This window comes from Streptomyces sp. NPDC037083, assembly GCF_055606485.1.
In genome coordinates this window covers 1-26,473 of sequence record NZ_JBVJSQ010000011.1, presented here as the reverse complement: position 1 = coordinate 26,473, position 26,473 = coordinate 1, and the positions used below count along the sequence as shown (strand labels likewise).

14 protein-coding genes, 1 tRNA gene and 1 rRNA gene are annotated in these 26,473 nt (G+C 71.3%); 4 read left to right on the top strand and 12 right to left on the bottom strand.

Going from position 1 to position 26,473, the window contains the following annotated elements; genetic code table 11:
• The first annotated feature begins 147 nt into the window (after positions 1 to 147).
• The 3 genes from ACZ7DE_RS27140 to ACZ7DE_RS27130 all read left to right on the top strand — a co-directional run bounded on the left by ACZ7DE_RS27140 (position 148) and on the right by ACZ7DE_RS27130 (position 7,151).
• Positions 148 to 5,097, top strand: a complete 4,950-nt coding sequence (locus ACZ7DE_RS27140; RefSeq protein ID WP_470765567.1) for an ATP-dependent helicase — start codon at positions 148 to 150, stop codon at positions 5,095 to 5,097.
• Positions 5,098 to 5,317: 220 nt separating this feature from the next.
• Positions 5,318 to 6,160, top strand: a complete 843-nt coding sequence (locus tag ACZ7DE_RS27135) for a DNA-formamidopyrimidine glycosylase family protein (protein ID WP_470765565.1) — start codon at positions 5,318 to 5,320, stop codon at positions 6,158 to 6,160.
• Positions 6,161 to 6,386: 226 nt separating this feature from the next.
• Positions 6,387 to 7,151 (top strand): SDR family NAD(P)-dependent oxidoreductase, encoded by a 765-nt coding sequence (locus ACZ7DE_RS27130; RefSeq protein ID WP_470765561.1) that lies wholly within the window; start codon positions 6,387 to 6,389, stop codon positions 7,149 to 7,151.
• A 606-nt stretch (positions 7,152 to 7,757) separates the two neighbouring features.
• Here the strand turns inward: ACZ7DE_RS27130 and ACZ7DE_RS27125 are convergent.
• From ACZ7DE_RS27125 to ACZ7DE_RS27085, 9 genes are all read right to left on the bottom strand, one after another.
• Positions 7,758 to 8,228, bottom strand: a complete 471-nt coding sequence (locus tag ACZ7DE_RS27125) for a Dps family protein (RefSeq protein WP_470765559.1) — start codon at positions 8,226 to 8,228, stop codon at positions 7,758 to 7,760.
• Positions 8,229 to 8,430: 202 nt separating this feature from the next.
• Positions 8,431 to 8,811 (bottom strand): helix-turn-helix domain-containing protein, encoded by a 381-nt coding sequence (locus tag ACZ7DE_RS27120; RefSeq protein ID WP_057575292.1) that lies wholly within the window; start codon positions 8,809 to 8,811, stop codon positions 8,431 to 8,433.
• 109 nt (positions 8,812 to 8,920) lie between these two features.
• On the bottom strand, positions 8,921 to 9,466 hold the full coding sequence (locus ACZ7DE_RS27115; protein WP_470765556.1) for a CinA family protein: 546 nt from the start codon (positions 9,464 to 9,466) through the stop codon (positions 8,921 to 8,923).
• Positions 9,463 to 10,326 carry a CDP-diacylglycerol--glycerol-3-phosphate 3-phosphatidyltransferase gene (gene pgsA, locus ACZ7DE_RS27110; RefSeq protein WP_470765554.1) on the bottom strand — a complete coding sequence of 288 codons (864 nt, stop codon included), beginning with the start codon at positions 10,324 to 10,326 and terminating at the stop codon, positions 9,463 to 9,465. Before pgsA ends, ACZ7DE_RS27115 begins: the two co-directional genes overlap by 4 nt.
• Positions 10,323 to 11,792, bottom strand: coding sequence for a 30S ribosomal protein S12 methylthiotransferase RimO (gene rimO / locus ACZ7DE_RS27105; RefSeq protein ID WP_470765550.1), 1,470 nt, complete (start codon positions 11,790 to 11,792; stop codon positions 10,323 to 10,325). Before rimO ends, pgsA begins: the two co-directional genes overlap by 4 nt.
• An 89-nt stretch (positions 11,793 to 11,881) precedes the next feature.
• Entirely contained in the window at positions 11,882 to 12,721 is an 840-nt protein-coding gene (locus ACZ7DE_RS27100; RefSeq protein WP_470765548.1) for a helix-turn-helix domain-containing protein, read from the bottom strand.
• Positions 12,722 to 12,975: 254 nt separating this feature from the next.
• Positions 12,976 to 15,699 (bottom strand): DNA translocase FtsK, encoded by a 2,724-nt coding sequence (locus tag ACZ7DE_RS27095; protein WP_470765546.1) that lies wholly within the window; start codon positions 15,697 to 15,699, stop codon positions 12,976 to 12,978.
• A gap of 163 nt (positions 15,700 to 15,862) precedes the next feature.
• Positions 15,863 to 16,549: a response regulator gene (locus ACZ7DE_RS27090; RefSeq protein ID WP_470765545.1), complete on the bottom strand. Its 687-nt coding sequence runs from the start codon at positions 16,547 to 16,549 to the stop codon at positions 15,863 to 15,865.
• A 261-nt stretch (positions 16,550 to 16,810) separates the two neighbouring features.
• On the bottom strand, positions 16,811 to 22,273 hold the full coding sequence (locus tag ACZ7DE_RS27085; protein ID WP_470765542.1) for a HAMP domain-containing protein: 5,463 nt from the start codon (positions 22,271 to 22,273) through the stop codon (positions 16,811 to 16,813).
• A 376-nt stretch (positions 22,274 to 22,649) separates the two neighbouring features.
• On the opposite strand from ACZ7DE_RS27085, the gene ACZ7DE_RS27080 reads away from it, so the two are divergent.
• Positions 22,650 to 25,388, top strand: a complete 2,739-nt coding sequence (locus ACZ7DE_RS27080) for a SpoIIE family protein phosphatase (protein WP_470765541.1) — start codon at positions 22,650 to 22,652, stop codon at positions 25,386 to 25,388.
• A gap of 64 nt (positions 25,389 to 25,452) precedes the next feature.
• Here the strand turns inward: ACZ7DE_RS27080 and ACZ7DE_RS27075 are convergent.
• From ACZ7DE_RS27075 to rrf, 3 genes are all read right to left on the bottom strand, one after another.
• Positions 25,453 to 25,528, bottom strand: a tRNA-Thr gene (locus ACZ7DE_RS27075).
• Between the two features lie 75 nt (positions 25,529 to 25,603).
• Positions 25,604 to 26,266 (bottom strand): DegT/DnrJ/EryC1/StrS family aminotransferase, encoded by a 663-nt coding sequence (locus ACZ7DE_RS27070; protein WP_470766062.1) that lies wholly within the window; start codon positions 26,264 to 26,266, stop codon positions 25,604 to 25,606.
• A 114-nt stretch (positions 26,267 to 26,380) separates the two neighbouring features.
• A 5S ribosomal RNA gene (gene rrf / locus ACZ7DE_RS27065) occupies positions 26,381 to 26,473 on the bottom strand; the annotation flags it as partial.

The following is a 26,473-nucleotide window of genomic DNA, read 5'->3' as shown; positions in this document are numbered from 1 at the left end:
GCTGCCCCTCTCCCGCTTCGCTCCCGCCTCCCGCCCTCCCGTCTCCCGCGCCGTCACGCCCCGCCCCGCCACGCCGTAAATCGCGCCGTGCCGCGGGAGAGTCCGCAGGTCAGCGCCATTGTCAGTGGCTGGGTGCAGGATGGACGCATGGTCAGCTCCGCACACCGAGCCCTCGACGGCTTCTCGCCCGCGACCCGCGGCTGGTTCACGGGGGCGTTCTCCGCGCCCACCGCGGCCCAGGCGGGCGCGTGGCAGGCCATCGGCGAGGGTTCGGACGTGCTGGTGGTGGCCCCCACCGGCTCCGGCAAGACCCTGGCCGCCTTCCTCGCGGCACTGGACCAGCTCGCTTCGGCTCCGCCGCCCGCCGACCCGAAGAAGCGCTGCCGGGTCCTGTACGTCTCCCCCCTCAAGGCCCTCGCGGTCGACGTGGAGCGCAACCTGCGCAGTCCCCTGACGGGCATCCGGCAGGAGTCCGTGCGCCTGGGCCTGCCCGAGCCCGAGGTCAAGGTGGGCATCCGCTCGGGCGACACCCCGCCCGCCGAGCGCCGAGCACTGTCCACCCGCCCGCCGGACATCCTGATCACGACCCCGGAGTCCCTGTTCCTGATGCTCACGTCGGCCACCCGCGACGCGCTGACCGGCATCGACACGGTGATCCTGGACGAGGTGCACGCGGTGGCGGGCACCAAGCGCGGCGCGCACCTCGCACTGTCCCTCGAGCGGCTCGACGAACTGCTGCCGAGGCCGGCCCGGCGCATCGGCCTTTCGGCCACGGTCCGCCCGGTCGACGAGGTGGCGCGCTACCTCTCCCCGCACCGCAAGGTGGAGATCGTCCAGCCGAAGTCCGGCAAGGAGTTCGACCTCTCGGTCGTCGTCCCCGTGGAGGACCTGGGCGAGCTGGGCGGCTCGCCCGTCGCCGACGGCTCCGAAGGCGCGGAGCGCCCGTCGATCTGGCCGCACGTCGAAGAGCGGATCACCGACCTCGTCCAGGCCCATCGCTCCACGATCGTCTTCGCCAATTCCCGCAGGCTCGCCGAGCGCCTGTGCAACCGGCTCAACGAGATCGCCTACGAGCGGGCCACCGGCGAGCCCCTGGACGAGCACCACTCCCCCGCCCAGCTCATGGGCGGCTCGGGCGCGGCCCAGGGGGCCCCGTCCGTCATCGCGCGCGCCCACCACGGCTCGGTGTCGAAGGAACAGCGCGCGCTCGTGGAGGAGGACCTGAAGGCGGGCCGGCTGCCCGCCGTGGTGGCGACCTCCAGTCTCGAACTCGGCATCGACATGGGCGCGGTGGACCTCGTCGTGCAGGTCGAGTCGCCGCCCTCGGTGGCTTCCGGCCTGCAGCGCGTCGGCCGCGCGGGACACCAGGTGGGCGCGGTGTCCACCGGCGTGGTCTTCCCGAAGTACCGCGGTGACCTCGTCCAGGCGGCCGTGGTCACCGAGCGCATGCGGACGGGCTCGATCGAGTCCCTGAGGGTCCCCGCCAACCCGTTGGACGTCCTGGCCCAGCAACTCGTCGCGATGACGGCCCTGGACACCTGGCAGGTGGACGACCTGCTGGCCACGGTCCGCCGCGCCGCGCCCTTCGCGTCGCTGCCGGAATCCGCCTTCACGGCCGTCCTGGACATGCTGGCCGGCCGCTACCCGTCCGACGCGTTCGCCGAACTGCGCCCGCGCGTGGTGTGGGACCGGGTCGCCGGCACGGTCACCGGCCGTCCCGGCGCCCAGCGCCTGGCGGTCACCTCCGGGGGCACCATCCCCGACCGCGGGCTGTTCGGGGTCTTCCTCGCCGGATCCGACCCCAAGAAGGGCGGCGGCCGGGTCGGCGAGCTCGACGAGGAGATGGTCTACGAGTCCCGCGTCGGCGATGTCTTCACCCTCGGCACCAGCTCCTGGCGCATCGAGGACATCACCCGCGACCGCGTCCTCGTCTCCCCCGCCCCCGGGGTCCCGGGCCGCCTGCCCTTCTGGAAGGGCGACCAGTTGGGCCGTCCGCTGGAGCTGGGCCGCGCGGTGGGCGCGTTCCTGCGCGAGGTCGGCTCCCTGCCCAAGGAGGACGCCAGGCTGCGTCTGCTCACCGCCGGCCTGGACGCCTGGGCGGCCGACAACGTGCTCTCCTACCTGGACGAGCAGCGCCAGGCCTGCGGCCACGTCCCGGACGACCGCACGATCGTCGTGGAGCGCTTCCGCGACGAACTCGGCGACTGGCGGGTCGTCGTCCACTCCCCGTTCGGCGCGCAGGTCCACGCCCCCTGGGCCCTCGCGCTCGGCGCCAAACTCTCCGAGCGGTACGGCATGGACGCGCAGGTCATGCACGCCGACGACGGCATCGTGCTGCGCCTGCCGGACGCGGACCTGATGAGCCTGGACCTGCTCGACCAGGAACCGACGAAGATCGGCACGGAGTACGACGCCGACCAGGCCCCCGTCGGCGCGGCGGACGTCGTCTTCGACAAGGGCGAGGTCGACCAGATCGTCACCGACCAGGTCGGCGGCTCGGCGCTGTTCGCGGCCCGCTTCCGCGAGTGCGCCGCCCGCGCACTGCTGCTGCCGCGCCGCAACCCCGGCAGGCGCACGCCCCTGTGGCAGCAGCGCCAGCGGGCCGCTCAACTGCTCCAGGTGGCGAGTGAGTTCGGATCGTTCCCGATCGTCCTGGAAGCGGTCCGCGAGTGCCTTCAGGACGTCTTCGACGTCCCCGGCCTCGTGGAGCTGATGGGCGACCTGGAGTCCCGCAAGGTGCGCCTTGTCGAGGTCACCACCGCGGAGCCGTCCCCCTTCGCCCGGTCCCTGCTCTTCGGATACGTCGCCCAGTTCCTCTACGAGGGGGACTCCCCGCTCGCCGAGCGCCGCGCCGCCGCCCTCTCCCTGGACTCGCGGCTGCTGGCCGAGCTGCTCGGTCAGGCCGAGCTGCGCGAACTGCTCGACGCCGAAGTCCTCACCGAGCTGGAACAGGAGCTCCAGTGGCTCACCGAGGACCGCCGGGTGAAGGACGCGGAGGGCGTGGCGGACCTCCTGCGCCTCCTCGGCCCGCTCACCGACGCCGAACTGGCCGAGCGCGGAGCCGAACCGCACTGGGCGCAGGAGCTGGCCACCGCGCGCCGCGCCATCCGGGTCCGCGTCGCCGGCGCCGAACACTGGGCCGCGATCGAGGACGCGGGCCGGCTGCGCGACGCGCTCGGCACTGCCCTGCCGGTGGGCGTGCCGGAGGCCTTCACCGAACCGGTCAAGGATCCTCTCGGCGACCTCCTCGCACGCCATGCCCGTACCCACGGCCCCTTCACCTCCACCGCCGCGGCCACCCGCTTCGGCCTCGGCGTGGCGGTCACCGAGGGGGCCCTCCAGCGGCTCGCGGCGAGCGGGCGCGTCGTCCAGGGCGAGTTCCACCCGGCCGGCATCGGCCAGGAATGGTGTGACGCGACAGTCCTGCGCAGGCTGCGCCGCCGCTCCCTGGCCGCGCTGCGGCACGAACTGGAGCCGGTCCCGCCGCCCGCGCTGGCCCAGTTCCTGCCCCAGTGGCAACACATCGGCAAGGGCCATTCCCTACGTGGCGTCGACGGTCTGGTGCGCGCCGTCGAGCAACTCCAGGGCGCGTCGGTGCCCGCCTCGGCCCTGGAGAAGCTCGTCCTGCCGTCGCGCGTACGGGACTACGCGCCCGCGATGCTCGACGAACTCACCGCGGCCGGCGAGGTGGTCTGGGCCGGGGCCGGCGCCCTCCCCGGCAAGGACGGCTGGGTCTCGCTGTACGTGGCGGACGCCGCGCCCCTGCTGCTTCCGCCGCCCCACCCCCTGGAGCTGACGGCGTTGCACCAGTCCGTCCTGGACGCGCTCTCCGGGGGCTACGGCCTGTTCTTCCGTCAGATCGCCGACCAGGTCCGCGCCACCACCCATCCGGACGCCACCGACCCCCAGCTCGCCGACATCGTCTGGGACCTGGCCTGGTCCGGCCGGCTCACCAACGACACGCTCGCCCCCATGCGCTCCCTGCTGGGCTCGGGCCGCACGGCCGGCTCCACGGCCCACCGCGCCAAGCGCACGATCCCGCGCGGCCGGTACGGCTCGCTGACGGGCGCGGCCCGCCCGGCCTCCCGCAGCGGTCCCCCGACCGTCGCGGGCCGTTGGTCCCTGCTGCCGGCCCACGAGCCCGACGCCACCGTCCGCGCCCACGCGCTCGCCCGGACCCTTCTCGACCGGCACGGTGTGGTCACTCGGGGCGCGGTCGCGGCCGAGGGCGTCGAGGGCGGCTTCTCGGCGACGTACCGCATCCTCTCCGTCTTCGAGGAGAGCGGTCAGGCGCGTCGCGGGTACGTCGTCGAAGGCCTCGGCGCCGCGCAGTTCGCCATGGACGGCGCCGTGGACCGCCTGCGCGCGGTGGCCAACGCCCGCGACCGCGGCGAGCCCCTGCCCGCCCCCGGCCCGTCGGCGGGCGCCCCGGACGACTTCGTCTTCCCCGACGGCTCCCCGTCCGACGACGTGTGGAACGTCCCCGACCTCGACGCCCCCTTCGCCTCGCCGTTCGGCGCTCCGGGGGCACCCGCCTCGCCGGGCGAGTACGTCTCGCCACGGGACCTGGCGGCTCCGGGCGCCGGAGGACCACGGGGAAGCAGCGGCGCGCGAGGAGGGAGCGGCTTCTCCAACGGCTCGGTCCCGACCGGCCGCCCCTTCCGCGGTCACGCCCAGGGCCGCAACCGCGACGGCAACGCCTCCCGCGCCGTCGTCCTCGCCGCCGCCGACCCGGCGAACGCCTACGGCGCCGCCCTGGGCTGGCCCGAACCACCGAGCGGGGCCGGGCACAAGCCGGGTCGCAAGGCCGGCTCCCTGGTGGTGCTCGTCGACGGCGAGCTGACGCTCTACATGGAGCGCGGCGGCAAGACCCTGCTGGCCTGGCCCTCCGCCCCGAACAGCGAGGACACGCCCGCGGACGATCCGCGCCTGCACACCGCGGCGGAGGCCCTCGCGGAGGCCGCGCGCGCGGGCTCCCTCGGCACCGTCACGGTGGAACGCGTCAACGGCGCCTCCGCCCTCACCTCCCCCATCGGCAACCTCCTGGAAGGAGCGGGCTTCATCGCGACCCCGCGGGGCCTACGCCTGCGCGCATGACAGCAAGCGCCTGCAGCACCACACACACCACACCGAACCCACCCCCCGACTCGACTCCACTCCACCGACCCGGTCACGCCAAGCCCCCGCCCACCACCACCACCACCACCGAGCGGGGGACCGGACCCGCCGGCGGACCTCCCCACCGACCACAGCGCTGACCGCAGCGCACGCCCACGCCGTCCGGCGCCCTCCCGCTCACGCATGTCACCCTTGACCCATGCCCGAAGGCGACACGGTCTGGCAGGCCGCGAGACGTCTGCACGACGCCCTCGCGGGAAAGGTGCTGACCCGCTCCGATCTCCGGGTCCCCAAGTACGCCACCGCCGACCTCACCGGACGAGCCGTCCTGGACGTCACCCCGCGCGGCAAGCATCTCCTCACCCGTATCGAAGGCGGCCTCACGCTCCACTCGCACCTGCGGATGGACGGCGCCTGGAAGGTCTACCGGAACGACCAGCACTGGACCGGCGGCCCGGCACACCAGATCCGGGCGATCCTCGGGGCCCACGACCGCACCGCCGTCGGCTACCGGCTCCCCGTCCTCGACCTGATGCGCACCGCCGATGAGCAGCGAGCCGTCGGTCACCTCGGTCCCGATCTGCTCGGCCCCGACTGGGACCCCGAGCAAGCACGCGCCAACCTGTTCGCGGACCCCGACCGCCCACTCGGCGAGGTCCTCCTCGACCAGCGGAATCTGGCCGGCATCGGCAACGTCTACAAGAGCGAGCTCTGTTTCCTCCTGGGCGCCACCCCGTGGCTCCCGGTCGGCGCGCTCCCCGCCGACCGCGCCGCGAAGCTGCCCGCACTCGCGAAGAAGCTGCTGGAGGCCAACCGGGACCGCCCGGTCCGCAACACGACGGGCCGACGCGGCCCGGACCTGTTCGTCTACGGCCGCACCCCCCGCCCCTGCCTGCGCTGCGGCACACAGATCCGCGTGGCCGACCAGGGCGACGGCTCCCGCGAGCGCCCGACCTACTGGTGCCCGACCTGCCAGACGGGCCCCGCCCCGGCGCCGGGCTCCCCGCCGACACACCGTTTCCGTTCCCGCACCGCCCGCTGACGCGCTCAGTCGCCCCGACCGCCCGTCGGCGCCCCCGACCGCCGCCGCCCCCACCGCTAGTCGACCGCACCGCCTGCCGAAGGCGCCATCAGTCGACCGCACCACTCATCGACCCCACCCGCCCGTGGACCGCACCACTCATCGACCGTGCACGAGAGCCAACGACAGCCGCCGATACGCACTCTGACAATTGACGGACCGTCAGAAACCCTCGTACCGTCCCTTCATGGCCGTGAAGGCGTACGACCTCACCGGACGCACCGCATTCGTCACCGGCGCCGCGAGCGGAATCGGCCGCGCCTGCGCCGTACTGCTCGCCCGGGCGGGCGCCACCGTGCACGGCGCGGACCGCGACGCGCAGGGCCTGCGGGAGACGGCGAGGCTGATCGAGGACCTGGGCGGAACCGCCCGGACCCACCACCTCGACGTCACCGACCGCGTCCAGGTCCGCGAGGCCGTGGAGTCCTGCGAGCGGCTGGACGTCATGGCCGCGGTCGCCGGGATCATGCACAGCAGCCCGGTCCTGGAGACCCGGGACGAGGACCTGGACCGGGTCCTGGCCGTCAACTTCAAGGGCGTGCTGTACGCCTGCCAGGAGGCGGCCCGCCTGATGCTGACGCGCGACACCGGCGGCAGCATCGTCACCATGGCCTCGGGCGCCGTGGACACCGGCGGCCCCGGACTGCTCTGCTACGGCGTCGCCAAGGCGGCCGTGGTCCAGCTGACGAAGACGCTGGCGACGGAGGTCGGCCGCTACGGCATTCGCGTCAACGCGGTCGCCCCGGGCTGGATCCGCACCCCCATGACCGATCGTCACGACGCGGGCGCACAGGCGCAGACCGAGGCGCGAATGGCGCGCATGTCGCCGCTCGGCCGGGTCGGAGAGCCGGAGGACATCGCCCACGCCGTCCTCCACCTGGCCTCGGACGCCTCGGCGTTCACCACGGGCCAGATCCTCCGCCCGAACGGGGGCGTGGCAATGCCCTGGTGACCAGATTCCCCAGATACCCCCGCACCGCCCCTCAACCCACCCCCGCCCCCGCACTCCCACCACGACCCCCGACATCACCACTCTCCACACCGGCACCACCACCGCCACCCGCACCCGCACCGGCACCCCGACCAGGACCCCCGCCCTCACCACTCCCCGCACCAACACCAGCACCAGCCACGCCCCCCAAATCCCCGCCACTCCCCGGCTGCGGCCCAGCCCCCCACCCCAGCCCCCTCCCCTGCCCCCGCCAAGCGGCTCTCCACCGCCCTTCCGCGACCGCCCCCACCGCCCGCGCCTTGGCAACGCAGTGCACCGGGAGCAGGCTCAGCCCCCAGCCCCCGGCGGCCACCGTTCCCTCCAGGACGCCGGCGCCGGGCACCACGGCGAGCCTCACCACCGCCCACCACCACAGCGCGCCCAGCCCCAGACACAACGCCAGTCCCGGCCCTGACACGGCCCCACGCCTCGCTATGCGCACCGCCATGGCCGTCGCCTCCAGCCGAGTCTCGAGCGGATCACGCGCAATCCGTCCACGACATCACAACGACGGGGCCGTCACCGGGCCGCCCGCAGCGCTCTGCCGCCTCTGCCGCGTCCGCCGCCTCACGCGTTCTCCGCCTGGAACATCCAGTGGTGTTTCTCGAGATCGGCCGTGATCCCGATGAAGATGTCCTGGCTCACGGGATCCGCGTCACCGGTCGCGGCGACCCGTTGACGCATCCGGGTGATCACCGCACCCAGAGCCGCCACCAGCGCCCCGACCGCGTCGGAGTCCTTGACCCAGCCCTCCGGCACCGCGTCGATGCCGCTGCCGGCCGCCACCGTGGCCGCCCGCCCGTCCGGCGAGACGCCCAGTGCCGAGGCTCGCTCCGCCACGGTGTCGGAGTGGACGCGGGCGACGTCCACGACCTCGTCGAGTTGGAGGTGCACGGAACGGAAGCGGGGCCCGACGACGTTCCAGTGGACCTGTTTGGCGACGAGCGACAGGTCGACCAGATCGACGAGAGCGCCCTGCAGCGCCTCGGAGACGGTCGTCAGGTCGGTGTCGGAAAGGGAACTCTTCACGACGTACATCCGTACCTCCGGTGTTCGGCTCCCACCGTGCCCCTCCACGATGACCTCGGCCGCCGACACCGGCAAACGGACCCCGGACGCGGAAAACCCCGACCGCACCTTCCCCGGGTCCATCCGGAGAAGCCCCGGCCGGGGCCTCACTGCCTGTGCACGTACCTGCGGACGTGCCGGCGCGGGCTCAGGAGCCCACGCCGCGTGCCTCTCACGCGGCGACCACGTCCACCGCTTCTGCGGGTGCCTTGATGGTCACCCGCTCCGGTGGCACACCGGTCACCGACACGGAACCCAGCATCGGGCGAACCGACGTGGGCACAGGCTGGCTGGGGGTGGCCGCTGCAGACTGTGCCAGCTCGGCGAGGGCGAGCTCGTCGCTCACTTCTCGCATGAGCTCGGACATCCGTACGTCCAACGCGTCGCAGATGGCGGAGAGCAGCTCGGAGGAAGCCTCCTTCTGCCCCCGCTCCACCTCGGAGAGATAGCCGAGTGAGACTCGGGCGGACGAGGAGACTTCGCGCAGAGTACGGCCCTGGCGCTGGCGCTGCCGACGCAGCACGTCACCCAGCAGGCGACGGAGCAGAATCATCGGTGGCTCCCTCCTCGGACCGCGTAGCCGCATCCTTCACGCCCCACCGTACCGCCTCGCGCTGCGGCCGTGCGGGGAGCGATGTCGTGTTCACTCAGGGCTGCAAACATCAAAACCCCCCGTTCTGTTCCGTATCCTGTGCCCGCTCATTCCCGGTGTGTTCGCCCGCAAGCTCTGTCAGGAGCAGTGCGAGTACGCTCCGTACACTCTCTCTACGAATTTCCGCCCGGTCGCCGTTCAACCGCAGGGCCTCCACTTTTCCGCCAGCGGCAGAACCGGAATCCACCGCGGAAGGCCCGTCCAGCGCCACGTAGACCGTCCCCACGGGCTGTCCGTCCTGCGCGTCCGGCCCGGCTACGCCGGTGGTCGCGACGCCCCAGTCGGCCCCGAGCGTCTTGCGCGCTCCGGCCGCCATCTGGGCCGCGACCTGCGCGTCCACGGCCCCACGGGCTTCCAGGAGGCCGGCGTCGACGCCGAGCAGCTCGTGCTTGAGGTCGGTGGCGTACGCCGTGACCGAACCACGGAAGACCTTGGACGCTCCGGGGACCGCTGTGATCTCCGCCGCGACCAGGCCACCGGTCAGCGACTCGGCCACGGCGAGCGTCTCCCGCCTCACTGTGAGTAGTCGCACCACGTCGGCGGCCGTGGAATTCACGCTTCCGTCTCCTCCGACGCGGCCCTGCGCTCCGCGATTCCCTGCCTGCGCAGCACAATGGCCTGTCTCACATAGTCCAGCCCGGTCACCACGGTCAGGACGACCGCAGCGGCCATCACCCAGAACCTCAGGGTGGCCAGCCAGCCCGTCAGCGCCAGGACGTACATGCCGACGGCCACGCCCTGGGTGAGCGTCTTGAGCTTGCCGCCCCGGCTCGCCGGGATGACGCCGTACCGGATGACCAGGAAACGCAGCAGGGTGATGCCGAGTTCCCGGCCGAGGATCACGATCGTCACCCACCACGGCAGGTCGCCGAGCGAGGAGAGGCAGATCAGCGCCGCTCCCATGATCGCCTTGTCGGCGATGGGGTCGGCGATCTTCCCGAAGTCGGTGACGAGGTTGTACGTGCGCGCCAGGTGCCCGTCGAACAGGTCGGTGATCATGGCGATGGCGAAGGCCGCCCAGGCGAACGACCGCCATGCCGGGTCGTAGCCGCCGGCGGCCAGCATCAGCGCCACGAAGCCGGGCACCAGGAGCAGCCGAAGCATCGTCAGGAGATTGGCGATGTTCCAGACGCTCGCCTGGTTGACGGCGGCGGCCGCGATCTTCGCGCCGCGCGGCGGCTTGGCGCCCCCCTGAGGATCCGTGGTCCCGGCGGCGGCGTCCGCGACGGCGGACACGCCCGCGGGACCGGCCACGGGCCCACCGGTGGGCCCCGCCACGGCCACCTCGGCCTGTGCGGCCTGTGCGGCCTGTGCGGCCTGTGAAGCCTGCGGGCCCTTCGGGGCCTGCGCATCCGATGCGTGGGCCGCCGAGGCCTGCGAGGAGCCGCCCGGAGCCGACGCCGGAACACCCGTCATCTGGCCGCCTCCTCACTACACCCGGACGAGCCCGGCAGGGGCTCGGCCACCAGGTCGACGCCTTCCGTGCCGACCACCTTCGCCTCGACCATACGACCGACGCTCAGGCCTTCGCCCGATGTGAGCAGCACCTGGCCGTCCGTCTCGGGCGCCTGGTGCGCGCCGCGGCCGTGCACGCCCTCGTCGTCCACCGACTCCACGAGCACGTGCACGGTCTCGCCCACGCGTTCCTCGGCCCGCTGCGAGACGAGCTCCTCGGCGAGCCGGGAGACCCGGGCCAGCCGCTCCGCGACGACGTCCACGTCCAGCTTGTCGTCGTACGTCGCGGCCTCGGTGCCGTCCTCGTCCGAGTAGCCGAAGACGCCGATGGCGTCCAGCCGCGCGCCGTTCAGGAAGCGCTCGAGCTCGGCCAGATCGGCCTCGGACTCACCGGGGAAGCCCACGATGAAGTTGGAGCGCACGCCCGCCTGGGGTGCCTTGCCGCGGATGGTGTCGAGCAGTTCGAGGAAGCGGTCGGTGTCGCCGAAGCGGCGCATCGCGCGCAGCACGCCGGGCGCGGAGTGCTGGAAGGACAGGTCGAAGTAGGGCGCGATCTTCGGCGTCGAGGTGAGCACGTCGATGAGACCCGGCCGCATCTCGGCCGGCTGGAGGTAGCTGACACGCACCCGCTCCAGTCCGTCGACCTCGGCGAGCTCGGGCAGCAGCGACTCCAGCAGACGGATGTCGCCGAGGTCCTTGCCGTAGGAGGTGTTGTTCTCGGAGACCAGCATGATCTCCTTGACGCCCTGCTCTGCCAGCCAGCGCGTCTCGTTCAGCACATCGCTCGGCCGGCGCGAGATGAAGGAGCCGCGGAAGGACGGGATGGCGCAGAAGGAGCAGCGCCGGTCGCAGCCGGAGGCGAGCTTGACGGAGGCCACGGGGGCGCCGTCCAGCCGTCGCCGCAGGGGCGCGCGGGGTCCGGACTGCGGGGCCAGGCCCTCGGGCAGGTCCGTGGGAGCGCCGTGCCCGGGAAGGGCCACGTCCGCCGCCGACTGTCGCTCGGCCGGGCTGATCGGCAGCAGCTTGCGCCGGTCGCGCGGGGTGTGGGAGGCGTGGATGCCACCGTTCAGGATGGTCTGGAGGCGGTCGGAGATGTCGGCGTAGTCGTCGAAACCGAGCACGCCGTCGGCCTCGGGGAGGGCGTCGGCGAGCTCCTTGCCGTACCGCTCGGCCATGCAGCCCACGGCCACGACGGCCTGGGTTCTGCCGTGGCTCTTGAGATCGTTGGCCTCCAGCAGGGCGTCGACGGAGTCCTTCTTGGCGGCGTCGACGAAGCCGCAGGTGTTGACGACGGCGACGTCGGCTTCCTCGGCGTCCTCCACGAGCTGCCAGCCGTCCGCCTCCAAACGGCCTGCGAGCTCCTCCGAGTCCACCTCGTTACGGGCGCAGCCAAGGGTGACGAGTGCGACGGTACGGCGTTCAGGCATGGGCTCAAGACTACTTCGTCTCGCTGACAGCCCATGTCGACGGGGTTGGCGATCTTCGCCAACCCCGTACGCACCAAGGCACGCCGGGCTCAACCCGCCTGCGGGTCGCCCTTCGTGTACGTCAGACGCTCCACCGCTCCGGGCTGGAAGTCGTCGTTGAGCTTCTTTCCGTTGACGAACAGATCGATCGCTCCGGCGTCGCCGAGCACGAGGTTGATCTTCTCGCTGTCCTGGAAGGTCTTCGAGTCGCCCTGCTTGAGCAGGCCGTCGAAGAGCATCCGTCCGTTGTGGTCCCTGGCGGAGATCCAGCTGCGTCCGTCGGCGGCGCTGACCTGGACGGTCACCTTGTCCTGGGGAGCCGCGGCGATGGCGCTGTCGGTGGGCTCCGGAGTCTGGTCGGCGGGCTTTTCGGTCTTCGGCGTGGGCGAGGCGGTCTTGCCGCTCGAGGGGGTGCCGCCGTCGGCGACCTGCTCCTTCGATCCGCCGTCGTCGCCGCCCTGGAACGCGGTGAAGCCGACGAACCCGACGACGGCGACGATCGCGGCGACCATGGCGGCGGTCCAGTTCGGCCCCCGCCGCTCGGGGCGGATGCGTTCCGCCTCGAACATGGGTGCGGCCGGGGTGGGCGCGGGGCGTCCGCCGTGGGTGGCGTCGTACCGCTCGATCAGCGGGGCGGGGTCGAGGTGGACGGCTCTGGCCAGGGTCCGGATGTGCCCGCGCGCGTAGACGTCCCCGCCGCAGGGGGCGAAGTCGTCCGCTTCGATGGCGTGCACGATGGCGATGCGGACCCGGGTGGCGGTACTGACGTCGTCGACGGTCAGCCCGGCCGCGATGCGCGCCTGCTTCAGGGCGCGACCGATGGAGACGGGGGCTTCCTCGGACGGGTCTTCGAACGGACGCTCGTCTTCAGGGGAGTTGCCGATGGACACGGGGGCGCCTTTCGAGCGTGTAGCCACCTGTGCTGGAGGTTCAGTCTAGGGGGGGTGCCGAACGGAGGGGCAACCGGACGGTGGGACCTTTACGCCATCGGTATGGCCGGACACGCCGACGGCGGGCCGGTTACGGCACCGACGGGAGCCGCACCTGTCCTCTTCGCTCAACTTGACGTACGGCGAAGGGAAACGGTTGCCCGACGTTCTCTAACGGGTGAGTCACGGCCGCCTCCGCTCCCCTCGACCGACGTCTACCCCTCAGACTGCCCCCGGATCACGGCGAGGACTCCGTCCAAGTCGTCGGGCTTCACGAGAACGTCACGCGCCTTGGAGCCCTCGCTGGGCCCGACGATGTTCCGAGACTCCATCAGGTCCATCAGCCGGCCGGCCTTGGCGAAGCCCACGCGCAGTTTGCGCTGGAGCATGGACGTCGACCCGAACTGGGTGGAGACGACCAGTTCGGCCGCCTGGCACAGCAGGTCGAGGTCGTCGCCGATGTCCTCGTCGATCTCCTTCTTCTGCTTCGTGCCGACGGTGACGTCGTCCCGGAAGACGGGCGCCATCTGGTCCTTGCAGTGCTGGACGACCGCCGCGACCTCGGCCTCGGTCACGAACGCGCCCTGCATACGGGTGGGCTTGTTCGCGCCCATCGGCAGGAACAGCCCGTCGCCCTTGCCGATCAGCTTCTCGGCGCCCGGCTGGTCGAGGATGACCCTGGAGTCGGCGAGCGAGGAGGTGGCGAACGCGAGCCGTGAGGGCACGTTCGCCTTGATCAGACCGGTGACGACGTCGACCGACGGGCGCTGCGTGGCGAGCACCAGGTGGATTCCGGCCGCGCGCGCGAGCTGCGTGATGCGCACGATCGAGTCCTCGACGTCCCGCGGCGCGACCATCATCAGGTCGGCGAGCTCGTCGACGATCACCAGCAGGTACGGGTACGGCTGGAGCTCGCGCTCGCTCCCCTCGGGCGGCTTGACGGTCCCCTCGCGCACGGCGCGGTTGAAGTCGTCGATGTGCCGGTAGCCGTAGGCGGCGAGGTCGTCGTAGCGCAGGTCCATCTCGCGGACGACCCACTGGAGCGCCTCGGCGGCCCGCTTGGGGTTGGTGATGATCGGCGTGATCAGGTGCGGGATGCCCTCGTAGGCGGTCAGCTCGACGCGCTTGGGGTCGACGAGGATCATCCGGACGTCCTCGGGGGTCGCCCGGATCATGACCGAGGTGATCAGGCAGTTGATGCAGGACGACTTGCCGGATCCGGTGGCGCCGGCGACCAGTATGTGCGGCATCTTCGCCAGCGAGTGCATGACGTAGCCGCCCTCGACGTCCTTACCGAAGGCGACCAGCATCGGGTCGTCGTCCTCGGCGGACTCGGCGAGCCGCAGCACGTCGCCGAGGTTGACCATCTCGCGGTCGGTGTTGGGGATCTCGATGCCGACCGCGGACTTGCCCGGGATCGGACTGATGATCCGCACGTCGGGGCTGGCCACGGCGTACGCGATGTTCTTCGCCAGCGCGGTGATCCGCTCGACCTTGACGGCGGGCCCGAGCTCGACCTCGTAGCGCGTGACCGTCGGCCCGCGGGTGAAGCCGGTGACGGCGGCGTCGACCTTGAACTCGGTGAAGACGTTCGTCAGCGAGGCGACGACGGCGTCGTTGGCGGCGCTGCGCGCCTTGCCGGGGCCGCCGCGCTCCAGGAGGTCGAGCGAGGGCAGGGCGTAGGTGATGTCGCCGGAGAGCTGGAGCTGCTCGGCGCGCGAGGGCAGCTCGCGGATCTGCTCGGGGGCCGCCTTGGTCAGGTCGGGTACCGCACCCCCGGTCTTGAGCTTCTCCTGCTTGGGCCGGGGGGCCGGCGCCGGGACCGGCGTCGGCGTGGTCGGCTCCGCGTCGCCCGCGCTCACCCCCTGGGTGAGGTCGGCGACGATCCGCGAGGGCGGCATGCCGTGCAGGACGGCGCCGTCGAGATCGGCCGCCGCGGCCGCGGCGAAGTCCACGGCGTCCAGCTGCCGGTCCATGGCCGGCTGCGGCACCGCGGAGCGCCGGGGGCGGCCGCGCCGCCGGGTCAGCGCCTCCTGCTCGGCGCTGTCGGGGTCGTACGACTGGGGGGCGCTCGAACGCCTCCGGGGGCGCCCGGGCAGCGCCTCGCGCCACTGCTCGTCGTAGCGCGCCTCGTCGTCGCCGAACTCGGCGTACTCGTCCTCGACCGGCTCGGCCAGGATTCCGAGGCGCACGCCGAGCTGCCGCAGCCGCTGCGGGACGGCGTTGACCGGGGTGGCCGTGACGACCAGCAGACCGAAGACGGTCAGCAGCACCAGCAGCGGCACGGCGAGGACGTCGCCCATCGTGTAGGTGAGCGGGGTCGCCGCGCCCCAGCCGATGAGGCCGCCGGCGTCCCTTATGGCCTGCATGCCGGCGCTGCGGGCGGGCGCGCCGCAGGCGATGTGGACCTGTCCGAGCACGCCGATGACAAGCGCGGACAGACCGATCACGATGCGGCCGTTGGCCTCGGGCTTCTCGGGGTGGCGGATGAAGCGCACGGCGATGACGGTGAACAGGATCGGCACGAGCAGGTCGAGCCGGCCGAAGGCGCCGGTCACCAGAATCTCGACGAGATCGCCGACGGGACCGCGCAGGTCGGCCCAGGTGCCCGCCGCGACGATCAGCGCGACGGCCAGGAGCAGCAGCGCGACGCCGTCCTTGCGGTGGGCCGGATCGAGGTTCTTCGCGCCGTTCCCTATGCCCCGGAACACGGCGCCCACGGCGTGCGCCAGGCCGAGCCAGATGGCGCGTACGAGCCGGTAGACGCCGCCGGTGGGACTGGGAGCCGGTGCGGGCACGGGTTTCCTGGCCGCGGCTTTCCTGGCGGGCGCCTTCTTCGCCGGGGCCTTTTTCGCAGCGGCCTTCTTCGCCGGAGCCTTCGCGCGAGCAGCCGCCTTCCTGGCGGGCTGCTTCTTGGCTGCGGAGGGACGTGAGGCCATGGTGTGAGGTTACCGGTGGAGACCACAGGGGACACGCGTGCCCACTGCTTCACCCGTTCGTGTCGCCCCCGCCGAGGCGCGAAACTGACGCGTCCACCGGTCCGGGGGACGGAACTGACGCGCTTTCACGCCCAACTCCGCGCATCGCACGCGCCAGTTCCGTTCAGTTCGGCGACGGCACCGAGGGCGGTCCGCCGCCGGTGCCCGGCTCCAGGGCGTCCAGCGCCCGCCGCAGACCGGTGAGTTTGCGTTCCAGGTGGGCCGCCGTGGCCACCGCGGCCGCGTCCGCCGACTCGTCGTCCAGTTGCTTGGACAGGGCCTCCGCCTGCTCCTCGACGGCGGCGAGGCGCGCGGAGAGCTCGGCGAGCAGCCCCGCCGGCTCCTTGGCCTCTCCCGCGGCGGCCTTGGCGCCACCGCCCTCCAACTGCAGCCGCAGCAGCGCCGCCTGCTCGCGCAGCTGGCAGTTCTTCATGTACAGCTCGACGAACACCGAGACCTTCGCTCGGAGCACCCACGGGTCGAACGGCTTGGAGATGTAGTCCACCGCGCCGGCCGCGTACCCGCGGAAGGTGTGGTGCGGCCCGTGGTTGATCGCGGTGAGGAAGATGATCGGAATGTCCCTGGTCCGCTCTCGCCGCTTGATGTGCGCGGCCGTCTCGAATCCATCCATTCCCGGCATCTGGACGTCCAGCAGAATGACCGCGAAGTCGTCCGTCAGCAGTGCTTTGAGCGCCTCTTCCCCGGACGATGCCCGCACCAGCGTCTGATCGAGCGCAGAGAGGATCGCCTCCAGCGCCAGCAGATTCTCCGGCCGGTCATCGACCAGGAGGATCTTGGCCTTCTGCACCATGGCCCGCCCTCCTCGCCCCGGCAGTGCACCGGGCGCCGCCCCTGGGGACGACTCCTTTGCGCCGCCCTTCCTTGTGCCGGTCATGGTAGCCGCACCCCGACCGTCGCCACACCCTGTCACCGTGATGTCACTGTGCACGTAGCAGGAACGCAGCAGGAGACCAGAAGGTTCCCCGAATTCCGCCCCGCTACACGGCGACGGCCACCCTGAGTCAACAACTCCGGGCGCACGCCGCATGTTCCCGTCACCTCGCCGGTCCCCTCACGCGTCCCGCATCCACTGCTGCATCACGGTCAGCAGGTGATCGGGGTCGACCGGCTTCGTGACGTAGTCGGAGGCGCCCGACTCGATCGCCTTCTCCCGGTCGCCCTTCATCGCCTTCGCGGTCAGCGCGATGATCGGCAGCCCCGAGAACTGCGGCATCCGCCGGATCGCCGTCGTCGTCGCGTAGCCGTCCATCTCGGGCATCATGATGTCCATCAGGACGACCGCCACGTCGTCGTGCTGCTCCAGGACCTCGATGCCCTCCCGGCCGTTCTCCGCGTACAGCACCGACAGCCCGTGCTGTTCCAGGACGCTGGTCAGCGCGAACACGTTGCGGATGTCGTCGTCCACGATCAGCACCTTCTCGCCGCCGAACCGGATGCCCGCGCGCGCGGGCGTCTCCGTCTGCTGGCTGCGGGCCGGCCACTGGTCGGGCCGGCCGACCTGCTCGCCGCCGCTCACCAGGCGCCGCCGGCGCCGGAAGAGCGCCGCCGGACCGTTCTGCGCGTCCTGGTACGACCTCACCTCCGCCGGCGTCTGGATCTCCGCCGGCGACAGCTCCGACAGCTCGACCGCCCCGTTCTCCGAGGCCACCAGGTCGCCGGCCTCCAAGGCGGGCACCACCTGCTGGTACCCCTGCGGGGGCAGCTCGCTCGGGTGCAGCGGCAGGTACAGCGTGAACGTGGAGCCGCGCCCCGGCTCGCTCTGCGCGTGGATCTCACCGCCCAGCAGCTGGGCGATCTCCCGCGAGATCGACAGCCCGAGGCCCGTACCGCCGTACTTGCGGCTGGTGGTGCCGTCCGCCTGCTTGAACGCCTCGAAGATCACCCGCATCTTGCTGGCCGCGATGCCGATGCCGGTGTCGGTCACCGAGAACGCGATCAGCGGGGCGTCCGGGTCGGTCAGCGAACCGGCCTCCAGCAACTGCTCCCGGATCGGCACCGGCACCTCCGCACCGGCCGGCCGGATGACCAGCTCGACCGACCCGGAGTCGGTGAACTTCACCGCGTTCGACAGCAGGTTGCGCAGCACCTGCAACAGCCGCTGCTCGTCCGTGTGCAGCGTGGCCGGCAGCTCCGGCGAGACCCGCACGGACAGGTCGAGGCCCTTCTCCGCGGTCAGCGGACGGAAGGTGGCCTCCACGTAGTCGACCAGCTGGACGAGCGCGATGCGCGTCGGGGAGACGTCCATCTTGCCCGCCTCGACCTTCGACAGGTCCAGGATGTCGTTGATGAGCTGGAGCAGGTCCGAACCGGCCCCGTGGATCGTCTCGGCGAACTCGACCTGCTTCGGCGAGAGGTTGCCCTCCGCGTTGTCCGCGAGCAGCTTCGCCAGGATCAGCAGCGAGTTGAGCGGCGTCCGCAGCTCGTGCGACATGTTGGCGAGGAACTCGCTCTTGTAGCGCATCGACACCGCGAGCTGCTCGGCGCGCTCCTCCAGGACCTGGCGCGCCTCCTCGATCTCGGTGTTCTTCACCTCGATGTCCCGGTTCTGCTGGGCCAGCAGCTCGGCCTTCTCCTCCAGTTCGGCGTTGGACGCCTGCAGCGCCTTCTGCCGCTGCTCCAACTCCGCCGAACGCTCCCTCAGTTGCTCCGTCAGCTCCTGCGACTGCTTCAGCAGCTGCTCCGTCTTGGTGTTGACGGAGATCGTGTTGACGCTGGTCGCGATCATCTCGGCGAGCTGGTTGAGGAAGTCCTTCTGGATCTGCGTGAACGGCGTGAACGACGCCAGCTCGATCACGCCGAGCACCTGCCCCTCGAACAGCACCGGCAGCACGATCACCTGCGCGGGCGGGGCCTCACCGAGGCCCGAGGAGATCTTCAGGTAGCCGCTCGGGGCGTTCGCGACGAGGATCGTCCGCTTCTCCTCGGCGGCCGTCCCCACCAGCGCCTCGCCCGGCCGGAACGACGACGGCATCGAGCCCATCGAGTAGCCGTACGAGCCCAGCATCCTCAGTTCGTACTGGTCGGCGTCGCCGTCGGCCGGCGGCATCGCCAGGAAGAACGCGCCGTGCTGCGCGGCCACCAGGGGCGGCAGCTCGCTCATGATCAGCGAGGCCACGTCCTGGAGGTCCCGCCGGCCCTGCATCAGTGCGGACACGCGCGCGAGGTTGCCCTTGAGCCAGTCCTGCTCCTTGTTGGCGATCGTGGTGTCACGCAGGTTGGCGATCATCTTGTTGATGTAGTCCTGGAGCTCCTGGATCTCCCCGGAAGCGTCCACGTCGATCTTCAGGTTCAGATCGCCCCTGGTCACCGCCGTCGCCACCCGGGCGATCGCCCGCACCTGCCGGGTCAGGTTCCCGGCCATCTCGTTCACGGACTCGGTCAGGTCGCGCCAGGTGCCGTCGACGTCACGCACGCGTGCCTGTCCGCCCAGCTGCCCCTCGGTGCCCACCTCGCGGGCCACACGCGTGACCTCCTCGGCGAACGACGACAGCTGGTCGACCATCGTGTTGATCGTCGTCTTCAGCTCGAGGATCTCCCCGCGCGCGTCGATGTCGATCTTCTTCGTCAGGTCGCCCTTGGCGATCGCCGTCGTCACCATGGCGATGTTGCGCACCTGACCGGTCAGGTTGGACGCCATGCCGTTCACCGAGTCGGTGAGGTCCTTCCACGTGCCCGCCACACCCGGCACATGCGCCTGACCGCCCAGGATGCCGTCCGTGCCCACCTCACGGGCCACCTTGGTGACCTGCTCGGCGAACGAGCTCAGCGTCTTCACCATGGTGTTGAAGGTGTCGGCGAGCTGCTGGACCTCGCCGCGCGCCTCGATCGTCACCTGCCGCGTCAGGTCGCCGTTGGCGACGGCCGCAGCGACCTGGGAGATGTTGCGCACCTGCATGGTCAGGTTCTTGGCCATCAGGTTGACGTTGCCGCTGAGGTCCTTCCAGATGCCCGTGACGCCCGGCACGTGCGCCTGACCGCCCAGGATGCCCTCGGTGCCCACCTCGCGGGCCACCCGGGTCACCTGCTCGGCGAACGACGACAGCTGGTCGACCATCGTGTTGACGGTGGTGACGAGCTCCAGGATCTCGCCCTTGGCGTCGACGGTGATCTTCTTCGACAGGTCGCCCTTGGCGACCGCGGTGGTGACCTCGGCGATCTGACGCACCTGGATGGTCAGGTTGTTCGCCATGAAGTTCACCGACTGCGTGAGGTCCTTCCAGGTGCCGGAGACGCCCTGCACCTCGGCCTGACCGCCGAGCTGCCCCTCCGTGCCCACCTCACGCGCCACACGCGTGACCTCCTGGGCGAACGACGACAGCTGGTCCACCATCGTGTTCAGGGTGTTCTTCAGCTCCAGGATCTCCCCGCGCGCGTCCACGGTGATCTTCTGGGAGAGATCGCCCCGGGCCACCGCGGTGGCGACCTGGGCGATGTTGCGCACCTGGGCGGTGAGGTTGCCGGCCATGCCGTTCACCGAGTCCGTCAGGTCCCGCCACACACCGGCCACACCGGGCACCTGCGCCTGCCCGCCCAGCCGGCCCTCGGTGCCCACGTCCCGCGCGACCCGGGTCACCTGGTCGGCGAAGGCGGAGAGCTGGTCGACCATCGTGTTGATGGTGTTCTTCAGCTCCAGGATCTCCCCGCGCGCGTCCACGTCGATCTTCTGCGACAGGTCGCCGCGGGCCACGGCCGTCGTCACCTGGGCGATGTTGCGCACCTGCGAGGTCAGGTTCCCGGCCATCGAGTTGACGGAGTCCGTGAGCTCCTTCCAGGTCCCCGAGACGCCGTCCACCCGCGCCTGGCCGCCCAGCCGGCCCTCGGTGCCCACGTCCCGGGCCATCCGCGTCACCTGGTCGGCGAACGACGACAGCTGGTCCACCATCGTGTTCACGGTGTTCTTCAGCTGCGCCATCTCGCCGGAGACGTCCACGGTGACCTTCTGCGACAGGTCGCCGTTGGCCACCGCCGTGGTGACCTGCGCGATGTTCCTCACCTGTCCGGTGAGATTCCTGAACGCCGTGTTGACGGAGTCCGTCAGGTCCTTCCAGGTGCCGGCCGCGCCCGACACCTGCGCCTGACCGCCCAGCTCGCCCTCGACCCCGATCTCCCGCGCCACCCGCGTGACCTCGGCGCCGAAGGCCGACAGCTGGTCGACCATCCCGTTGACGGTGTTCTTCAGCTCCAGCATCTCGCCGGCCACGTCCACCGTGACCTTCTGCGACAGGTCGCCGCTGGCCACGGCCGTCGTCACGGCCGCGATGTCCCGCACCTGCGTGGTGAGGTTGCGGAACACGGTGTTGACGGAGTCCGTCAGGTCCTTCCAGGTGCCGGCCGCACCCGGCACGTTCGCCTGGCCGCCCAGCTGCCCGGCGGCGCCCACCTCGTTGGCGACGCGCGTGACCTCGTCGGCGAAGGTCCGCAGCGTCTCGGTCATCTGGTTGATCGTGTCGGCGAGCTGCGCGACCTCGCCGCGCGCCGACACCGTCACCTTCTGCGACAGATCGCCGTTGGCGACCGCCGTCGTCACCTCCGCGATCCCGCGCACCTGGGCCGTCAGGTTCCCGGCCATGGTGTTCACCGAATCGGTGAGCTCCTTCCAGACGCCGTCCACACCGGACACCTGCGCCTGACCGCCGAGGATGCCCTCGGTGCCCACCTCGCGCGCGACCCGGGTGACCTCGGAGGAGAACGCGGAGAGCTGGTCCACCATCGTGTTGACGGTGTTCTTCAGCTCGAGCATCTCGCCCTCGACGTGAACCGTCACCTTCCGGGACAGATCGCCCTTGGCCACGGCCGTCGTCACCAGCGCGATGTCGCGCACCTGCGCCGTCAGCCGGTACGCCATCGTGTTGACGGACTCCGTGAGGTCCTTCCACGAACCCGACATACCGCGCACCTGGGCCTGCCCGCCCAGCTTGCCCTCGGTGCCCACCTCGCTGGCCACGCGCGTGACCTCGTCGGTGAATGTCGAGAGCTGGTCGACCAGGTTGTTGACCGTCCGCCCGACCTTCAGGAACTCCCCGCGCAGCGGATGCCCGGCCCCCTCCGGCGTATGCGTCCGCAGCTCCATCCGCGGCGACAGATCACCCTCGGCCACCGCCGACAGCACCCGCCCGACCTCGGACACAGGCCGTACGAGGTCGTCGACCAGCGCGTTCGAGTTGTCGATGGCGGTCGCCCAGGACCCCTCGCAGGCTCCCGTCTCCAGCCGCTCGGTGAGCTTTCCCTCGCGTCCCACCATGCGCCGCACGCGCGACAGCTCGCCCGTGAGGTGCAGATTACGGTCCGCGACCTCGTTGAACACGGCCGCGATCTCCGACATCACGCCGTCCCCGGACACCGTGAGCCGCTTGCGGAAGTTCCCGTCCCGCATCGAGACCAGGGCCACCATCAGCCGGTTCAGGGCCGCCGTGTCCACGACGGTCGTCCCGCCCCGCGGCGTGCGTGGCCTGCTCAGAGACTGTCCGCCTTTCGCGCGCGCCTTAGTGCCCCGCGTCGCTGCGCCAGACTCCACTTGATCCCTCCCGCAGGGGTCGACCGTTACCGCTGTGCCTGGGTGCTGCTTCTCGCCGTGCCCGTTACCCATGGGTATTCCGCCCGATGAAACCAGGCGTGCCCGAGGGGCTGCTGCCCCCTGTACTCAGAAGACACTCAGTCCGCCCGGACCTTCACAAGACACCTGCCCAGTGTTTCACCCTTGCCGAACCAGGCCATAACAGTTCGGCAGCTTCGCACACGGTCCGCACACCCTCGGGCGGAAACACCGGCGACCGGCATCCGCACGGCCCCGGAAGGTAAGTAACCTTGCATGCGGCTGTCCAGCCACACCGGTCCGACCGGTCTGGGCGGTGGCACCAGCACGAGCGGGCATCGGAGGGGCGACCGCACACATGACCACCGGACTGATCCCGGGGGGACAGACCCCGGACCCCCGGCCCTCAGGCACGCGCCCGCCCCGGCAGCGGCGCGACCAGACCGGCCAGGGAACCCTGTCCGCAGACAACCGGCCGAGGAGTTCTGTGATCACCGCGCGCGCGGCCGCCAGCTTCGAGCCCGTCGGGCGATCGGTGGCGACCGCCCGGTCCTTCGTCCGCGACACCCTCCAGGGCTGGGGCTTCGGCGACATCATCGACGACGCCGTGGTGCTCACCAGCGAACTGGTGACCAATGCCGTCGTCCACGCGGGCACCCACGCCGACGTCCTGTGCCTGCGCAGCGACGACGGCGTACGCATCGAGGTGGCCGATCGGTATCCGGAACGCGAGATCCCCCTCCAGGGCTCCCTGGCCACCATGGGCAGCCCCGACCGCGAGGGCGGCCGCGGCCTCCAGCTGTGCGCGGCCATCGCCGCCCGCTGGGGCGTCGAGTACACGCCGACCCACAAACAGGTCTGGTTCCGACTCGATCTCCCCGACCGCCCGGTGGGCACCCGCGCGGCCGGCCCTTCTCTGCCGGCGAACCTTCTCCCGCTCGCCGACAGTCGCGTGCGCGTGGCGGTCGTGCAGATCGACCGCACGGGCGCCATCTCCGCCTGGAACGAGGACGCCGAGGAACTCTTCGGCTACCCGGCCGACCAGGTCACCGGCAAGCCCCTCACCGATCTCGCCGCCTGGCCGCACACCCCCGGCACCAGCACCGGGATCGTGGAAGCCCTCCAGCTGTCGCGCTGGGAGGGCAGCTACGGCATCCGCGGCGCCAACGGCCGCGTCACGCCCGTCTACGCCTCCCATCTGCGCGTCCGCGACACCGACGGCGAGCCGTCGACCGTCTGCCTGCTCGTCCGTGACCACGAACGGGCGGTCCTGCAGACGCCGTTGCGCGTCCCGGCCGACACGACCACCGGCTCCGACGGCCAGAGCACCGACCCCTTCGAGGTGTTCATCGGCTCCCCCGCGCCGGACGACCTCGACGGCCTCCTGCAGCGCACGGTGGAACGCGCCCGCGACATGCTGGACGCCGACTCCGCCTTCCTTCTCCTGGCCACCGACGACGAAACGGAGTTGGAGGTCCGCGCCTCCACCGGCCTGCCCTCCGCCCGCCAGCGCTTCGCGCGCGTGCCCGTCGAAGCGGGCCCGGGCCGCTACGGCTCGGCCCGGATGCCGGCCGTCCACGAGGACCTGCTGGCCGTGCCCGGCGCCGTCCCCCTGCTGAGCGGCACGGGCATGCGTTCCGTCGTCACGGTCCCGCTGAAGGTCGAGGGCCGGCTGACGGGATCGCTCGGCGTGGCGGCCGAGGGGCCGGGCCGCTACTCCAACGAGGAGGCCCTGCGCCTGCAGTTCGCCGCCGACCGCATCGCGCTGGCCGTGGAGTCCGCCCGCCTGGGCGAGCTGGAACGCCTGCGCCGGGGTTCCCTGAGCTTCCTCGTCGAGGCGTCCGATCTCCTCGCGGGCACCCTGGACCGCGACCAGACCCTGGCCCTGATGGCCCAGATGACGGTGCCGACCCTGGCCACCTGGTGCGCTGTCTACACGATCGCCGACCAGGCTTCCGACCCCTACCTGTCGTACGTCCTGCACGAGGACGAGGAACTCATCGACGGCATCAAGTCGTTGCTGTCGAAGGTCGCGCCGCCGGACCCGGTCCCCACCCCCGGCGCCCGGGTCTGGCCGGCCCCCGCGGAGGCCGCGCACGACGCGGCCCTTCGCAGCTCCATGCGCAGCCTCGGGCTGACCGGCGGCCCGACCCACCAGGTGGCCTCGGGCATCGGCCCCACGCTGGCCACGGCGTCCGCGGTCGGCGGCGAGACCGTGGTCCTTCCCCTGGTCGCCCGCAACCGCGTCATCGGCATGCTGACTCTCGGCAAGCCCACCGACGAGCACTTCCGCCAGGAAATCCTGGAACTGGCCGAGGACTTGAGCCGCAGAGCGGCCCTCGCCCTCGACAACGCCCGCCTCTACTCGGAGCGGACGGCCATCAGCCAGTCCCTGCAGCGCAGCCTGCTGCCTCCGGAGCTCCCCTCGATCGACGGCGTCGAGGTCGAGGTCATCTACCGCGCGGCCGGCGAGGGCAACGAGGTCGGCGGCGACTTCTACGACGTCTTCCCGATCAGCGACGGCGCGTACGGCTTCGCGATCGGCGATGTCTGCGGCACGGGCCCGAACGCCGCGGCGGTGACGGGCCTGGCCAGACACGCCTTGAGGCTCCTGGCCCGAGAGGGCCTCAGCGGCCCGGCCGTGCTGGAGCGCCTGAACTCGGCCATCCTCGACGAGGGCGCCCGCAGCCGCTTCCTGACCCTCCTCTACGGCGAGATGCGCCCGCAGGAGGACGGCAGCGCGGAGCTGAAGGTGGTCTGCGCCGGCCACCCGCTCCCCCTGCGCCTCCGCCAGGACGGCACGGTCGAACCGGCCGCCGAACCGCAGCCGCTGCTGGGCGTCATGGAGGATCTGCAACTGTACGAGCAGACCGTCACCCTCGACCCGGGCGATGTCCTGCTCTGCGTCACGGACGGTGTCACCGAGCGCCGCGAGGGCACCCGCATGCTGGGCGACGACGGCCTCGCCGACGTCCTCACGACCTGCACGGGCCTCACGGCCGGCGCGGTCGCCGCCCGCATCATGCGCGCCGTGGAACGCTTCGCCTCCGACGCCCCTTCCGACGACATGGCGATCCTGGCGATGCGCGTGGCGTGAGAAGGGCCCGGGGAGGGCCCGGACATGAAAAAAGCCCCCGCCCGAGAGGGCGGAGGCTTTTTTGTGGAGCCCCCTAACGGAATCGAACCGTTGACCTTCTCCTTACCATGGAGACGCTCTGCCGACTGAGCTAAGGGGGCCTGTCACTTTTCGAGGTTTCCCTCGCGGCAACGGAATAGATCATACCCCGAACAAGCCGGTGTTCCCAAACTCGTTCAGAGGGCGGGCTGAAGCAGTCCGCCCAGCGCGTTGCAGGCCGACACGATCCGCTGCATGTCCCGCTTCGTCAACGAGGCGTCCACCGGCAACGCGAGTGTCTCGTCAGCCGCCCGCTCGGTCTCCGGCAGCGAGACGCACCGCCTGAACTCGGGCAATCGGTGCGACGGGGTCCTCACCGGCACCCGGCATTCGACTCCCTTGGCGCGCAAAGCCCTTGCGAACGCGTCGCGGTCCGGCCGCCCGTTCCCCGGCACCCGCACGACGTACTGCTGATATGTGTGGCCGGGCCCGCCGTCGGGCATCCGCACCCCACGCAACCGGCCGTCCAGAAACGCGGCGCGCTCCCGACGTTGCGCGATCTCGTCGTACGAAGCCTCATGCTCCTCGTGCTCCACCACCAACAACCCGTGCCTCCGCCCGACTTCGTGCAACCGCCCGACTTCCGCGGGCCGACCGAAGCGGTGTACGACGACGACGGCGACGGTGTGCGAAGTGATGACCGCTTCGACGGCGGCCGCATCAAGGCAATAGGTCATGGGGTCGACATCCGCGAAGACCGGCAACGCACCCGTCACGGTGACCGCGTCGGCGATTTCCACGTTCCCGAAGGCCGGCACGATGACCTCGTCACCGACGCCGACGCCTGCGGCCCGGAGCATTGCAGCAGTACCCATGCCGTGGATGCTGGAGGCGGAACATGAACGTCAAGTGACCACGAACAAAAAAGGGTTGGGACCTGAACCGAAGTTCAGATCCCAACCCTTTGAATGATTGTTCGGCGGTGTCCTACTCTCCCACAGGGTCCCCCCTGCAGTACCATCGGCGCTGTAAGGCTTAGCTTCCGGGTTCGGAATGTAACCGGGCGT